13 protein-coding genes are annotated in these 14645 nt (G+C 66.2%); 3 read left to right on the top strand and 10 right to left on the bottom strand.

From position 1 onward, the window contains the following. Nucleotides 1-106 precede the first annotated feature (106 nt). Together EN786_RS13205 and EN786_RS13210 are read left to right on the top strand one after the other, a co-directional pair. Complete coding sequence (locus EN786_RS13205; protein ID WP_127311827.1) at nt 107-478, top strand: hypothetical protein; 372 nt, start codon at nt 107-109, stop codon at nt 476-478. Between the two features lie 4 nt (nt 479-482). Further along, nucleotides 483-3851, top strand: a complete 3369-nt coding sequence (locus EN786_RS13210) for a DUF4132 domain-containing protein (RefSeq protein WP_135908561.1) — start codon at nt 483-485, stop codon at nt 3849-3851. A 61-nt stretch (nt 3852-3912) separates the two neighbouring features. On the opposite strand, the gene EN786_RS13215 is transcribed toward EN786_RS13210, so the two are convergent. Beyond that, nucleotides 3913-6054, bottom strand: coding sequence for a sodium-translocating pyrophosphatase (locus EN786_RS13215; RefSeq protein ID WP_127284707.1), 2142 nt, complete (start codon nt 6052-6054; stop codon nt 3913-3915). Between EN786_RS13215 and EN786_RS13220 the strand changes: the two genes are divergently transcribed. Then, nucleotides 6044-6274: a hypothetical protein gene (locus tag EN786_RS13220; protein ID WP_127284706.1), complete on the top strand. Its 231-nt coding sequence runs from the start codon at nt 6044-6046 to the stop codon at nt 6272-6274. The genes EN786_RS13215 and EN786_RS13220 overlap by 11 nt on opposite strands. Before the next feature lie 91 nt (nt 6275-6365). Here EN786_RS13220 and EN786_RS13225 read toward each other — a convergent pair whose 3' ends face one another. From EN786_RS13225 to ribD, 9 genes are all read right to left on the bottom strand, one after another. Continuing rightward, nucleotides 6366-7115 (bottom strand): ABC transporter permease, encoded by a 750-nt coding sequence (locus EN786_RS13225; protein WP_127312127.1) that lies wholly within the window; start codon nt 7113-7115, stop codon nt 6366-6368. Further along, nucleotides 7112-8050 (bottom strand): ABC transporter ATP-binding protein, encoded by a 939-nt coding sequence (locus EN786_RS13230; protein WP_135908563.1) that lies wholly within the window; start codon nt 8048-8050, stop codon nt 7112-7114. Before EN786_RS13230 ends, EN786_RS13225 begins: the two co-directional genes overlap by 4 nt. Then, nucleotides 8047-9213 (bottom strand): ABC transporter permease, encoded by a 1167-nt coding sequence (locus tag EN786_RS13235; RefSeq protein WP_127311909.1) that lies wholly within the window; start codon nt 9211-9213, stop codon nt 8047-8049. Before EN786_RS13235 ends, EN786_RS13230 begins: the two co-directional genes overlap by 4 nt. A gap of 250 nt (nt 9214-9463) precedes the next feature. Next, nucleotides 9464-10375, bottom strand: coding sequence for an ABC transporter substrate-binding protein (locus EN786_RS13245; RefSeq protein ID WP_127311908.1), 912 nt, complete (start codon nt 10373-10375; stop codon nt 9464-9466). A gap of 156 nt (nt 10376-10531) precedes the next feature. Next, complete coding sequence (locus tag EN786_RS13250; RefSeq protein WP_135908565.1) at nt 10532-11752, bottom strand: MFS transporter; 1221 nt, start codon at nt 11750-11752, stop codon at nt 10532-10534. Continuing rightward, complete coding sequence (gene nusB / locus EN786_RS13255; RefSeq protein ID WP_127312278.1) at nt 11749-12249, bottom strand: transcription antitermination factor NusB; 501 nt, start codon at nt 12247-12249, stop codon at nt 11749-11751. Before nusB ends, EN786_RS13250 begins: the two co-directional genes overlap by 4 nt. Beyond that, the gene (gene ribH / locus EN786_RS13260; RefSeq protein ID WP_135908567.1) at nt 12246-12740 is read right to left on the bottom strand and encodes a 6,7-dimethyl-8-ribityllumazine synthase; all 495 of its coding nucleotides are present in this window, start codon (nt 12738-12740) and stop codon (nt 12246-12248) included. The genes nusB and ribH overlap by 4 nt, the downstream gene beginning before the upstream one ends. A 95-nt stretch (nt 12741-12835) precedes the next feature. Further along, nucleotides 12836-13453: a riboflavin synthase gene (locus EN786_RS13265; RefSeq protein ID WP_127309875.1), complete on the bottom strand. Its 618-nt coding sequence runs from the start codon at nt 13451-13453 to the stop codon at nt 12836-12838. 63 nt (nt 13454-13516) lie between these two features. Next, entirely contained in the window at nt 13517-14644 is a 1128-nt protein-coding gene (ribD, locus tag EN786_RS13270; protein WP_127309874.1) for a bifunctional diaminohydroxyphosphoribosylaminopyrimidine deaminase/5-amino-6-(5-phosphoribosylamino)uracil reductase RibD, read from the bottom strand. Nucleotide 14645: the final 1 nt, after the last annotated feature.

Below are 14645 nucleotides of genomic sequence, written 5' to 3' on the forward strand. Positions count from 1 at the left end.
GCGCAACTTCTGCGTTAGCCGTTTATCCACCACAAAACGCAATGGCGCTTGGGTTTCATCTGCCTATAATTTTTGATCCGCAAGATCAGCCGGATCGGAGGGTCAGATGAGCCGCATCGTCATGTACGACCAGATCGGCGCCCGCAAGCCGGTCCAGAGCTTCGTCCTGGACTGGAAGGACGGCGTCCCGTGCACGCTCCGGCAGATCATCACCGAACGCGTGCTGCTGGAGCATGACAGGTTGCACGCCTCGCGCAACGACGCGGCGATCGAGACCCTGCTCTATGCGCCAAACACCGGACCGCTCAAGAAGACCAACCCGGACCAGGCTGTGGCGGCAGCGATCGAGGCCTTTTCGCGCAACGCCTTCATGGTGGTCGTCGGTGGCAAGCAAATGATGGCGCTGGACGACGTGGCCGTCATTTCAGCGCGCACGGACGTCGTCTTCATCAAGCTTTTGCGGCTCAAGGGAGGCTGAGCGGATGAGCAATGGACGGTTGTTTTCGGGTCTCAGGGCAGCGGCCGCGGCGTTCGGCAAGGCCGTAGGCGGCGCCGCGCGTCCGACTGAGCCGGCGCCGGTCGCCGACATAAACAGGATGGTCGAGCGCCTCCATCGCGCCCATGCCGACAGGGAGCGGAGCCAGGCGGAGGCGCTGGCGCGGGATATCGAGCTGGCCTCATCCGCCGGCGTCTCGCGTCCGATGACAGCGGAGCTCATCTCCCTCGTCCGCGCCTACGACACCGCGAACTCGGAGGAAGCCCGCAAGGATATCACCAGCCGCCTGCGCGCTTTGTCGGCGGAACAGCGCGGCGAGTTGTTCGACACTATCGACATGCTGCGAGCGCGGTTCGGCTGGGGTCCGGCGGTGGCCATCTATGTGCGCAGCCGCGAGGGCAGCATCCCACCCAGATTCGCGCGCTTTTGCGAAACCTTGAGTCGCGATCTTCTGCGCAGCGGCTTCCAGGCGAACGCGCCGAGAACCGCCACCGCGCTCAGGCTGCTCGCCAACGACCAGGCCGGCCTCCACCTCAAAGGCACGATCGGCTGGTCGAGCGGGTTGCCCAAGCTCGGCATCGTTCGCGAGATCGAGCGCGCGGTGAAACACGGACTGGTTCCTGGCCCCGAGGACCGGGCCAACGCCGCCAGGCTCATCGCGCTGGTTTGCGATACGCAGTACTACAAAAACCGGACTGGTCCGGAAAAGACCGATCCACCGCTGATCGTTTCGCTGAAGGCGCTTGCCGGGGCCGGCCAGCAGGACAGTTTCTTTGCGCGCATGCGGGCCAATCCGCCGGGAAAACTTCCGCACCTGCGCTACACGCCGCCGCCGTCCGACAAGGCGGAATTTTGGGACGACGTGCTGACGGAACTGGCACCGCTGTTCGAGGACATCCGCGCCTACGCCGGCGACAGGACGGTGCACAACTGGCTGACCGACCGACAGGCGTTCGCCGCCCGTTTTGGCTCCGGCGATGGCAGTGCCGCCTTCAGGTTCGGCTGGTGGGCTCGCGACACCAAGGGCGAGGAAGGTTTTCACAAGGACTACAACAACCATCTCAGCCGCATGCTGAGCCAGGAAAAACCCGAATGGCGACAGCTCGCGACCGCCGCGCAAATGGCGATGCTGCGTACCATGGGGCCGACCTTCGATCGGGGTTGGCCGCAGGACTTCACGAGGGCCGGCACGCAGGTCGAGGCGTTCGAATTCGGCGGCGGGGATCCTGACGGCAGCCTGCTCAACCATCTGGTTGCCGCCGGCGATGGCGCGCCCGGCACGACCTGGCTGAAGGATTGCGAACGCAAGATCGCAGCCCTTGGGCACGACACGGTGGCCGACGGTTTCAGGCAGTGGCTCAAACCGCTCTGCGAACCGGCGCTGCCGGAGATCGACCGCGACGTCTATATCGGCCTCGAAGCCTACAGCCTGGTGTTCAGCCCGCAGAATGCATCGGTGTTTCCGACACCGCTGCCGGAACGGGAGTCGGCGGGCTATGCGGCGGCGGTGCGGCAGTCCGCGCTGAAGGCGATCTGCGCGATACCGGGCCTGCTGTTCCAGCGCGCGGCCGGGGACTATGTACCCTGGCAATTTGATCTCGGCCGACTGCACGGCGAACTGTCGCCCGACAATGTCGCGGTCGCACGCGGCATTGCCTTGGCCTTGTCCCGCCTGCCGGCCGACAAGGCGCTGCCGCTGCTGGAATCGCTGGCAGGCGCGACGCTGATCAAGACAGGGCATTACGGACGCACCGTGCGTTCGCAAAAGACAGGGGCGGCCTGCGTCTGGTCGCTCGGCCAGTTGGGCACCGCGGACGCCGCCTATGCGCTCGGCCGCCTTCGCCGCAGGATCGACGACAAAGTGGTGATCAAGTCGATCGACAAGGCGCTGGAAGCGGCGGGCAGAAAGCTCGGCCTGTCGGGCGACGACATGCAGGAAATCGCCATGGCCGAGTACGGCATCGGCGACGGCGGGCTTCGTGTCGACGAACTGGGCGGCGTTCGCGTCGAGTTGCGCGTCGTCTCGTCGGCCAAGGCCGAGTTGCGCAGCATCGACGCCAAGGGCAAGTCGAGCCGCGGCATCGCCAAGGATTTCAAGGCGGCACCCGGCGGTAGCGAAATGGCGGGCGAGTTGGAAGATGCGGCGAAGGACATCGCGCTGATCCTGCCGGAAGCGCGGCGCCGCATCGAGAGCGCCTGGCGCGACGGCCGCCACTGGAATTACCAGGGCTGGCAGGATCGGCTGATCGGCAATGGCCTGCTGCGCACGCTTTCCGAGCGCCTGATCTGGCGTTTTGTGGGTCCCAAGGGCGAGGCGTTCGTCGCCATGCCGCGCGACGGCGGGCTTGTCGATCATGCCGGCGTTCGCTGCCCGGTTCCAGGACCGGACTGGACGGTCCACCTTTGGCATCCGCTGGACAGCCCGGCCACGACCGTCGCCGCCTGGCGCGAGAGCCTTGCCAGGCAGACGATCCAGCAGCCCTTTATCCAGGCCTGGCGGCCGGTCTATGTCGTCACCGACGCCGAACTTGCCACGCAGAGCTATTCGAACCGCTTCGCCGCGCACATACTGGAGCAGGCTCCGGTCATGGCAATCCTGAAGAAGCGCGGCTGGACGGCGTACAACCGCAGCATGCACGGCAACAATGCCGAGCATGAACGCGTTCGGCTCATCCTGCCGCATCACGGCGTCGCCGCCGAATTCTGGGTCGCCGGCATCGGCACGCGCGTGCAGGACATCGAGGCGGCGGAGCGCGGCGCCGCCCTCTACGCCTTCATCGCCACGGACCGTGTCGCCTTCTTCGCGCTCGATCCCAAGACCGGGCTGCCGAACGAGGTGCCCCTGTCCGTCGATGCAGTGCCTCCCCGCGCGTTCTGCGAGGCGATGTACGACATCGACAGCGTGATAGGCCGCACCTCGATCGGCAACGACCGCCACTGGCAGGATCGCGGCGGCGATGCCCGCCACCCGCTGTCGGAGCGGCCTGAATTCCTCGATTACCGCGAGCGCTATTCGGCGGGACAGGCCAGCGGCCTGGCAAAGGGTCGCCGCGATTTCATCGCCACCATCCTGCCCGGCCTCGCCATTGCCAACCAGTGCACGGTTACAGACGAGTTCCTGATCGTCGACGGCAAGCGCAAGACCTACAAGATCAACTTCGCGTCCGGGCACATCAGAATGGCGCCCAACGACCGCTATCTCTGCATCGTGCCGTCAAACGAGGCGACCGGGCCAAGGCCAGCCTACGTGCCGTTCGAGGGCGACGACACCCTGTCGGTCATCCTGTCCAAGGCAATGATGCTCGCAAATGACGACAAGATAACCGACGGCTCGATCCTCACGCAGATCGGGTGACGGCAAAAAGAAAACCCGCGGGATCGCTCCCGCGGGTTTTTCTGACTTCCAGCCTCGAGCCTCAGCCGTGCGCGAGCACGGCCAAGAGCAGCAGGGCGACGATGTTGGTGATCTTGATCGCCGGGTTGACGGCCGGGCCGGCGGTGTCCTTGTAGGGATCGCCGACGGTGTCCCCGGTGACCGAGGCCTTGTGCGCCTCCGAACCCTTCAGGTGCTTGACGCCGTCCTTGTCGGTGAAGCCGTCCTCGAACGATTTTTTGGCGTTGTCCCAGGCGCCGCCGCCCGAGGTCATCGAGATGGCGACGAACAGACCGTTGACGATGACGCCGAGCAGCGAGGCGCCGAGTGCCGCAAAGGCCGAGGCCTTCGAGCCCGAGATCAGAAGCACGCCGAAATAGACCACCAGCGGCGCCAGCACCGGCAGCAGCGACGGGATGATCATCTCGCGGATCGCCGCCCTGGTCAGAAGGTCGACGGCGCGGGCGTAGTTGGGCTTCGAGGTGCCGGCCATGATGCCCTTGTCCTCGCGGAACTGCTTGCGCACCTCCTCGACGATCGAGCCGGCAGCGCGACCGACGGCAGTCATGGCGATGCCGCCGAACAGATACGGGATCAGGCCGCCGAAGATCAGGCCGGCGACGACGTAGGGGTTGGAGAGGTCGAAGGAGACGTCGCCCATGCCCTGGAAGTAGGGGAATTTGTCGCCATTGGCGGCAAAGAACTTCAGGTCGTTCGAATAGGCGGCGAACAGCACCAGCGCGCCGAGACCGGCCGAGCCGATGGCATAGCCCTTGGTCACCGCCTTGGTGGTGTTGCCGACCGCGTCGAGCGCGTCGGTCGAGTGGCGCACTTCCTTGGGCAGGCCGGCCATTTCGGCGATGCCGCCGGCATTGTCGGTGACCGGGCCGAAGGCGTCGAGCGCCACGATCATGCCGGCAAGGCCGAGCATGGTGGTGACGGCGATCGCGGTGCCGAACAGGCCGCCGAGCTGGTAGGTCGCAATAATGCCGCCGACGATAACGATCGCCGGCAGCGCCGTCGATTCCAGCGAGACAGCAAGGCCCTGGATGACGTTGGTGCCGTGGCCGGTCACCGACGCCTGGGCGATGGAGTTGACCGGGCGCTTGTTGGTGCCGGTGTAGTATTCGGTGATCACCACGATCAGGCCGGTCACAGCCAAGCCGATCAGGCCGCATATGAACAGGTTCTTGCCGGTGATGGCGATGCCGGCGACGGTGCCGATATCACCCCAGCCGATGGTGAGCGACGTGGCGGCGCCAAGGCCGACGATCGACAGCAGGCCGGTGACGATCAGGCCCTTGTAAAGCGCGCCCATGATCGAACCGTTGGAGCCGAGCTTGACGAAGAAGGTGCCGACGATCGAGGTCAGGATGCAGGCGCCGCAGATGGCGAGCGGATAGAGCATGGTGTCGGCCAAAATGGCAGTGCCGCCGAAGAAGATAGCAGCGAGAACCATGGTGGCGACGACGGTGACGGCGTAGGTCTCGAACAGGTCGGCCGCCATGCCGGCGCAGTCGCCGACATTGTCGCCGACATTGTCGGCGATGGTGGCGGGGTTGCGCGGATCGTCCTCGGGAATGCCGGCTTCGACCTTGCCGACGAGATCGCCGCCGACGTCGGCGCCCTTGGTGAAGATGCCGCCGCCGAGACGGGCGAAGATCGAGATCAGCGAGGCGCCGAAACCGAGCGAGACCAGCGCGTCGATGACGATGCGGTCATTCGGCTGGAGGCCCATCGGACCGGTCAGGATGAAGTAGTAGATCGAGACGCCGAGCAGTGCCAGACCCGCCACCAGCATGCCGGTGATGGCGCCCGACTTGAAGGCGATGTCGAGGCCGGCGGCAAGGCTGTTGGAGGCGGCCTGCGCGGTGCGCACATTGGCGCGCACGGAAACGTGCATGCCGATGAAGCCGGCGGCGCCCGAGAGCACGGCGCCGATCAGGAAGCCGATGGCCGAGGTGATCGACAGCAACCACCAGGCAAGCAGGAGCACGACGATGCCGACGACGGCGATGGTGGTGTATTGGCGCGCCAGGTAGGCCTGGGCGCCCTCGCGGATGGCTGCGGAGATTTCCTGCATGCGCTGATTGCCCTGATCGGACGCAAGGACCGAACGGGTCGCCCAAATAGCGTAAAGGACTGAAAGCAGGCCGCAGGCGATGACGGCGTAAATGATGGTCATTGCCGAATTTTCCTCGATTGATGGCCCAAAAGAACCCCTCCCTGGGCCGTTGGAACGGGGATGCACGCCGCCAGGCGGAATCCACCCCTTGGCTGGGCTGTATGCGAAACAGGGCTGGGAACGTCAAGATATTGTTCGGTTTTTGCCCGGCTTTCGCCCAAAAGGCGAAGGCGATGGCAAACCTGCCGTCGTGACCGTCCTTTTAGATCGATTGAAATGACGTGGGGTCATCAGTCGCCGCACGGATCCGGCGTCGCCTCTCGACAGGCCCTTCAGTCTCGGTCCCGCCCGATCGGTCCCGACATTTGTCGCTAAACCGCCCCCTGCCCCATCCGACGCGCCGCGTAGCGCTCGATGGCCGACAGGCCGTCATAGATCAGCACGGCAAGTGCAGCGACGATCAGGCCGCCCTGCAGCACGAAGGCGAGATTGTTCGACAGCAGGCCGGCGATGATCACCTCGCCAAGCGTCTTGGCCGCAACCGTCGAACCAATGGTGGCGGTGGCGAGGCTGATGACCACCGAAAGCCGGATGCCGCCGAGGATGATCGGCGCGCTGAGCGGCAGCTCGACCTTGACCAGCCTCTGCCAGGCGGTCATGCCGGCGCCGCGCGCCGCTTCCATGACATTGCCCGGCAGGGTGGTGAGAGCCGTCAGCGCGTTCTCGAAGATCGGCAGCAGGCCATAGAGGAAGAGCGCAATCAGCGTCGGCTTCTCGCCGAAGCCGACGGCCGGCACGGCAAGTGCCAGCACGGCGACAGGCGGAAAGGTCTGGCCGATATTGACCAGGCTGCGCGACAGCGGCAGGAACTCGGTGCCGGCTGGCCGGGTGACAAGAATGGCAAGCGCGACCGCGACGATGGTTGCGGTGACCGTAGCGATCAGCACGGTCCTCAGATGCAGCAGCGTCAGCGTCAGCAAGCTGCCCTGGTTGTAGATCGCCGGCGCGCCGTTCTCGGTCAGCGGCTTGAGCAGCGGCTCGAACAAGCCTGGGTTGGTGACGAAGGCGACAAGCAGCACCACCAGGAGAAGCCGGAGCAGCGATGGCATCCAGGCTTTCATGCAGGCCTCGCGGCGCGCCTGACCAGCCCATCGACGGTGACCCGGCCAAGCGGCTTGCCGTCGCCATCCTTCACCGGCAGCGCCGGGCGACCCGACCAAAGCAGCTCGGCCAGCGCGTCGCGCTGGCTGGCCTCGGCCGGGATCGCTTCGCCCTCGGCGGGGCCGTTCTCGACGGCATCGCCGACGCGGCCAAGCGACAGCAGCCGGAACGGTTTCTCGCTGGCGCCGACAAGCGTCTCCACAAAGGCGCTGGCCGGCTTCGCCAGGATCTCGGCGGGTTTTGCGTATTGCACCAGCTTGCCGGCATCCATGACGGCGATCTTGTCGCCCAGATGCACGGCTTCCTCCATGTCGTGGGTGACGAGGATGATGGTGGTGCCGAAGCGCTTCTGGATCGCCAGCAGGTCCTCCTGCGCCTTGTTGCGGATGATCGGGTCAAGCGCGCCGAACGGCTCGTCCATCAAAAGCACGTTCGGCTCGGCTGCCAGCGCGCGGGCAACGCCAACGCGCTGCTGCTGGCCGCCGGAGAGCTCGTGCGGGTAACGCGGACCATAGGCCTGCGGATCGAGCTGGTAGAGCGTCATCAGCTCGTCGACACGGCGCTTGATGCGGTCCCTGTCCCAGCCGAGCAGCAGCGGCACGGTGGCGATGTTTTGCGCCACCGTGCGATGCGGAAACAGGCCATGGCCCTGGATGGCGTAGCCGATGCTGCGGCGCAGCTCGTAACCCGGCAGCGAGCGGTTGTCGGCGCCGTCGAGCTTGATGACGCCCGCGGTCGGCTCGACCAGCCGGTTGATCATCCTGAGCAATGTCGTCTTGCCGGAGCCGGACGTGCCGACGATGACGCAAACAGTGCGCGGCTCGATCGCCATCGACACGTCGTCGACCACTGTGGTTTCGCCATAGCGCTTGGTGATGCCTTCGATCTCGATCATGCCGGGCTTGCCTCATGTCGTCTGATGGAGGTCATTTCGATGATGGCGTCGAGGATGATGGCGGCGGCGAAGGCCAGCGCCACGGTCGGCACCGCGCCGAGCAGCACCAGATCCATCGCGGTCTGACCGACGCCCTGGAAGACGAACACGCCAAAGCCGCCGCCGCCGATCAGCGCGGCGATGGTGGCAAGGCCGATGTTCTGCACCAGAACGATGCGGATGCCGGTCAGGATCACCGGGAAGGCGAGCGGGAATTCGACGTCGAACAGCCGCTGGCGGTCGGTCATGCCCATGCCGCGGGCGGCGTCGTTGGCGGCGCGCGGGACGCCTGCGAGGCCGACCACGGTGTTGGCCACCACCGGCAGCAGCGAATAGAGGAACAGCGCGACGAAGGCTGGCGCGGTGCCGATGCCGCGGATGCCCAAAGCGCCGGCGCCGGGCACATGGGTCGCCACCCAGCCGAGCGGCGCGATCAGCAGCCCGAACAGCGCGATCGAGGGAATGGTCTGGATGATGTTGAGCACGTTGAGCACGCCGGCCCGCAGCCTCTCGACGCGGTGGCACAGGATGCCGAGCGGCAGGCCGACCACCACCGCCGCCGCCAGCGAGCCCAGTGCCAGCGTGATGTGCTTGGCGCCTTCGGCCCAGAAACTGTCGGCGCGGTTGGCGTATTCCTTCAGGATCGACAGGCTATCCCATTGCCCCGACACCAGAAGCAGGCCGATCGCCAGCGCGGCGGCGACGAGCACACCGACGCGCGCCCAGGGCGACAGATCGAGCCTGGTCAGCACATCCGCGAGCAGCAGCGTGAAGGCGAAGATCAGCAGCCAGAAGCCGGAGGCCGGCGAGACGCGGGCAAAGGTGTTGCCTGCCGGGGTGAGGAAGCTGCCGGCCGTGCCGATGAGGATGGCAAGCGCTGCAAGCGCCACGACGCCGGCGGCAAGCCGGAGCAGCAGCGGCGTCTTCAGCAGCGCGATGAGCGCGCCGGCAATGACGATCGCCAGCAGCAGCGGCCCGGTGACTGACGGCAGCGCTTCCAGAATGGAGCGCGCCTGGCCTGGCACGATGCGGTTGGCACGGAAGGTGGCGAAGGGGGCAAGCAACGCCGCATAGGCCGCGATCGCGGCGATGACCACGCCGAGCTTGTCGAAACGGAGGGTCATCGGCTGCTCGCGCAGCAATTCGGAGAGACAGAAATAGGAAGGCCTCGTTCCTTCGCGCCCCCCTCTGTCCTACCGGACATCTCCGCCACTTGGGGGGAGATCAGATGTCGCGCGGGCTTTCCCCAATCCCCAGCGTGGCAAGAAGAGCGACGGCGATGAAGCTGCCAATCTCCCCCCTTGTGGGGGAGATGTCCGGCAGGACAGAGGGGGGCGCCTCGCACCCGCGTACGCTTCTTCGACGCGATCGCGACTACTTCAAGAATCCGTTCTTCTTCAAAAAGTCCTCGGCGACGCCCTTGACCGGCTCGCCGCCGACCTGCACGCGGCCGTTGAGTTCCTGCAGCGTGACGAGGTCGAGCTTGGCGAACACCGGCTTCAGCAGCGTCTCGATCTCGGGATGCTCCTTCAGCACCGCCTCGCGGATGATTGGCGCCGGCTGGTAGACCGGCTGGACGCCCTTGTCGTCGTCGAGGACGACGAGGCCGGAAGGCGCGATGCCGCCGTCGGTGCCGTAGACCATGGCCGCATTGGCGCCGTTGGTCTGGTTCGCGGCAGCCGCGATGGTCGCCGCGGTGTCGCCGCCGGAAAGTGTGATCAACTGGTCGGGCTTCAGCGCAAAGCCGTAGGTGGTCTGGAAGGCCGGCAAGGCGGCCGCCGAATTGACGAATTCGGCCGAGGCCGCGAGCACGACCTTGCCGCCGCCAGCCACGTACGTGCCGAAGTCGGTGAGTGTCGCCAGCTTGTTCTCGTCGGCGACCTCCTTGCGCAGCGCGATCGCCCAGGTGTTGTTGGCCGGCGATGGCGACAGCCAGACGATCTTGTTGGCGTCATAGTCTAGCTTCTTGGCCGCCTCATAGGCCTTGGCGGCATCCTTCCAGACCGGATCGTCGGCCTTCTCGAAGAAGAAAGCGGCATTGCCGGTATACTCGGGATAGATGTCGATCTCGCCGGCGGTGATCGCCTTGCGCACCACCGGCGTGCCGCCGAGCTGGATACGGTCGGTGGTCTTGATGTTGTTGGCGTTCAGCACGAGCTGGATGATGTTGCCGAGCACGCCACCCTCGGTGTCGATCTTCGACGACACGACGACCTGCGCGTTTGCCGAGGCAGCGGTGATGCCGAGCGCAAGCGCGGCGCCAGCCAGAAGCTTGATTGAAAACATGGTGAAATCCCTTGCTGTGAACCGGATTCGGTTGCCGCATATGAGCATGGCTTCAACGCCCCGTCGGGGCACACGGTTTCATAACAAGGTGGATACACGCAATAATTTTATACGGGCTGGCCCAACGTGGCAGCGCCGGTCCAGGACAGGGTGATGTCAGTTGGCTGCGCGCAAGCTCGTCACCTTCAACGCCCCGAGCGCGACGAAGCAGAGCGCGCAGACCGGGAACACCAGCCAGTTGAGCATCGCCCAGCCCCAGGCGTTGTAGACCGCGCCGGACATCAGCGAGGCGAAGGCGACGGAGCCGAACAGGACGAAATCATGGAAGCCCTGCACCTTGCTCTTTTCCGACGGGCGGTAGCTGGCGGCGACCATCGAGGTTGCGCCGATGAAGCCGAAATTCCAGCCGAGGCCGAGCAGGATCAGCGCCGTCCAGAACTGCCACAGCGCCAGGCCTGACAAAGCGACCGCGGCGCAGCCGATCAGGAGCACGAGGCCGGCGGCGACGATGCGCTCGGCGCCGAAGCGGTGGATCAGCGAGCCGGTGAAGAAACTTGGCCCGAACATCGCCATCACATGCCAGGAAATGCCAAGCGTGGCATCATCCGTCGACAGGCCGCAGCCGACCATGGCGAGCGGCGCACCGGTCATGACGAAGCTCATCAGCGCATAGCTGCCGACGACGCAGAACAGCGCCGCGACGAAACGCGGCTGGGTGACGATCTCGGATAGCGGCCTGGCGTCGCTGTCCTCGACCGCGGCGCCGCTGACCGCCTTGGGCGCGATGCGCAGAAACGACAGGATGACGGCGCCGACGGCCGACAGCACCAGGATGGAGGCGAACGAGCCGGCGAACATCACCGGTGCAAAGGATTCGCGGGTGAAGATGACGATCTGCGGCCCGAGAATGGCGGTGACGATGCCGCCCGCCAGCACGAAGGAGATGGCGCGCGCCTTGAATTCGGGCGGCGCGTTGTCGGCGGCGGCGAAACGGAACTGCTGGACGAAAGCGCCGCCCACTCCGATCACCAGCAGGCCGAAGGCGAACAGCCAGAAGCTCGGGTTGAACAGAGCCAGCGTCGCGACAAGCCCGCCGAGCGCGGTGACGATGGTGCCGGTCATGAAGCCGCCGCGCTGGCCGAGCTGGCGGATGATGGCGGCGGCCGGCAGCGCGCCCAGCGCCACGCCGATGTTGAAGCCGGTGACCGGCGCCGTCGCCAGCGATTTGTCGGGCCCAAGCAGGTATTGTCCCGCAAGCGCGCCAAGCGAGATGGCGATGGGTGCGGCCGAGCCGATGATCGCCTGCGCGGCGGCAAGCAGCAGCGCCGTGCGGCGCGCTTCCTTACCGGCCTCGGCAACGACGGCCGCGGCCGTCACGAAGTGTCCTTGCCGCGGCCTTCGCCGCGCACCCGGCGCGACACCCGGTCGAGCACGGCGTTGGTGAGCCTCGGTTCGTCTTCCTCGTAGAAAGCCTTGGCGATGTCGACATATTCCGAGACGATCACCGCCACCGGAACGTCGTCGCGCTTCATCAGCTCGTAGACGCCGGCGCGCAGGATGGCGCGCAGCGTCGAATCCAGCCGCGACAGCGGCCAGTCGTCGGTCAGCGCCTGGCGGATGACCGGATCGATGGTCTTCTGGTTCTCGACGACACCGGTGAGGATGGCGCGGAACCATTGCGCATCGGCCTCGCGATAGAGCGCGCCGTCGACTTCCTTGCCGAGCCGGAACGCTTCGTACTCGGCCGTGATCTCGATCACGCCGCTGCCGGCAACGTCCATCTGGTAGAGCGCCTGCACGGCCGCGAGCCGGGCGGCGCCGCGCTTGTTGGCGTGGCGGGCCGTGGGCTGGCCGGGCGACGCGGGCTCGCTCACGATCGCGCTCCCAGCTGCTGTTTGAGGGCGATCATGGTCAGCGCCGCGCGCGCGGCAAAGCCGCCCTTGTCGCCTTCCGAGCGTCTGGCGCGCGCCCAGGCCTGGGCGTCGTTCTCGGTGGTCAGGATGCCATTGCCGACACAGACCGCTTCCTGCACGGAGAGGTCCATCAGCGCGCGGCTCGATTCATTGGCGACAATGTCGAAATGGTAGGTGTCGCCGCGGACGATGGTGCCCAGCGCGACGAAACCGTCATAGGCGGTGCCGCCTTCGGCGGCGCCGTCGAGCGCGAAGGTGATCACTGCCGGGATTTCCAGCGAGCCGGGGACGGTGACGACGTCATAGGTCGCGCCTGCCTCGTCCAGCGCACTCGTTGCGCCTTCGAGCAGCGCGTCGGCAAGGTCGTCATGGAAGCGCGCCTCGATGATGAGAAGGTGCGCCTTGTCCTTCGGACGGATGAACGCTTTGCCGTGTTGGGATATGCCAGCCATAGATGTCTCCGGGGGTCGCCGGTGACTTAGGCCGAAGCGGCAGCATTCGCAAGCTTTGTCCGATGCTCAGGCCCGGTCTAATTTGCCGGGGTGGCTCAAAGCCCTTCTTTCGCCGCCTCCGCCAGGCGCGCCGCGTAGCGAGCCATGGTGTCGATCTCGAGGTTCACGCGGTCGCCGACCTGGCGTTCGCCCCAGGTGGTGACGGTCAGCGAATGGTGGATCAGCAGCACGTCGAAGCGGGTGCCTTCGACCTTGTTGACGGTGAGCGAGGTGCCGTCGAGCGCGACCGAGCCTTTCGGCGCGATGAATTTCGCGAGCTCGCGCGGCGCTTCGAGCGTGAAGCGCACGGCGTCGCCCTCGTCCTTGCGCTCGACAATCTCGGCCGTGCCGTCGACATGACCGGACACGATGTGGCCGCCGAGCTCGTCGCCGATCTTCAGCGCCCGTTCCAGATTGATCCTGGTGCCGGACTTCCAGCCCATCGCTGTGGTCAGCCTGAGCGCCTCTTCCCAGGCCTCGACCTCGAACCAGCGGGCGTTGGAGCCGCCTTCCGGCAACGCCGTCACCGTCAGGCAGACGCCGGCGCAGGAGATCGAGGCGCCGATGGCGATGCCTTCCGGGTCATAGGCGGTGTCGATGCGCAGTCCGACCCCTTCCCTGAGCGGCTTCACGGCAGCGACGGTGCCGACATCGGTAACTATTCCGGTGAACATCAGATGTCTCTGTCTTTCAGTTTGACCATCATCTGGTCCGAAAACCGGTTCCCACTTTTTGGGTCATGGTCTCACCCACTCGACGTAGCTGTCCTCGCCGAAGCGCATCTCGCGCAACTTGCGGAACCCTGCCGGGATATGGTCGGCGTCGATGGGCGATGCAATGCCTTCTTCGCCGATCGCGTCCGGCCCGCCGAACAGCACGATGCGATCGACCAGGTCTTCGTCGAGGAAAGCCTTGGCCACCCTGGCGCCCCCCTCGACCAGGACGCTCGCCATGCCGAGCGCCGCCAGATCCTCGAGCAGCTCAGGCAAGGCCACCTCACCTCCATACGTTTCCGTTCCGATGAAGTGCACGCCCGCGCGTTCGAGCGTGGCGCGCTGCTGCGGATCGGCCTCGAGGCAGGCGGCGAGGTAGAGCGGCACGCGGTCGACGCCGGAGACCAGCTTGGAGGTGTCCGGCAGTCGGATCTGGCGGTCGAGCACGATGCGCGCCGGCGAGCGGTTTTCAAGGCCGGGCAGCCGTACGGTCAGCGCCGGATCATCCTCAAGCGCGGTGCCGATGCCGATCAGGATGCCGTCGGCTTCGGCGCGCATCAGATAGACTTCGCGGCGCGCGATATCGCCGGTGATCGCGACCTGCCCCTCGCCCTCGACGCCGATCTTTCCGTCGCTGGAAAGCGCAAGTTTCAGAATAATTTCCGGCCGTTTCCTGAGTGATCGAATCATGTAACCGGCCATCTGCTCCGAAGCCTCGTCGGCGAGCACACTTTCGACAACCTCGATGCCCGCGGAACGCAGGATGGCGTAGCCTTGGCCGGAAACGCGCGGATCGGGGTCGCTGGCCGCGCCGACGACACGCGCAATGCCGGCATTGACCAGCGCGTTGGCGCAAGGCGGCGTGCGGCCGTGGTGGGCGCATGGCTCCAGCGTCACATAGGCGGTGGCGCCGCGCGCGAGTTCGCCCGCCTCGGCCAGCGCTTCGGTCTCGGCATGCGGCCGGCCACCGACCGCGGTGACGCCGGTGCCGACGATCATCGGCCCGGCGCCATCGTCGCGGACGATGATCGTGCCGACGGACGGGTTGGTCGAGGTGCGTCCGGCGTTTTTTCGCGACAGCCGCAGCGCCGCCGCCATGAAACGGCGATCGAGAGCTTCCTGCCCGGCCGGGCTTGGTCGCGGCCCTGCCATG

Source organism: Mesorhizobium sp. M4B.F.Ca.ET.143.01.1.1 (assembly GCF_004792275.1).
GTDB classification, from domain to species: Bacteria; Pseudomonadota; Alphaproteobacteria; order Rhizobiales; family Rhizobiaceae; genus Mesorhizobium; species Mesorhizobium abyssinicae.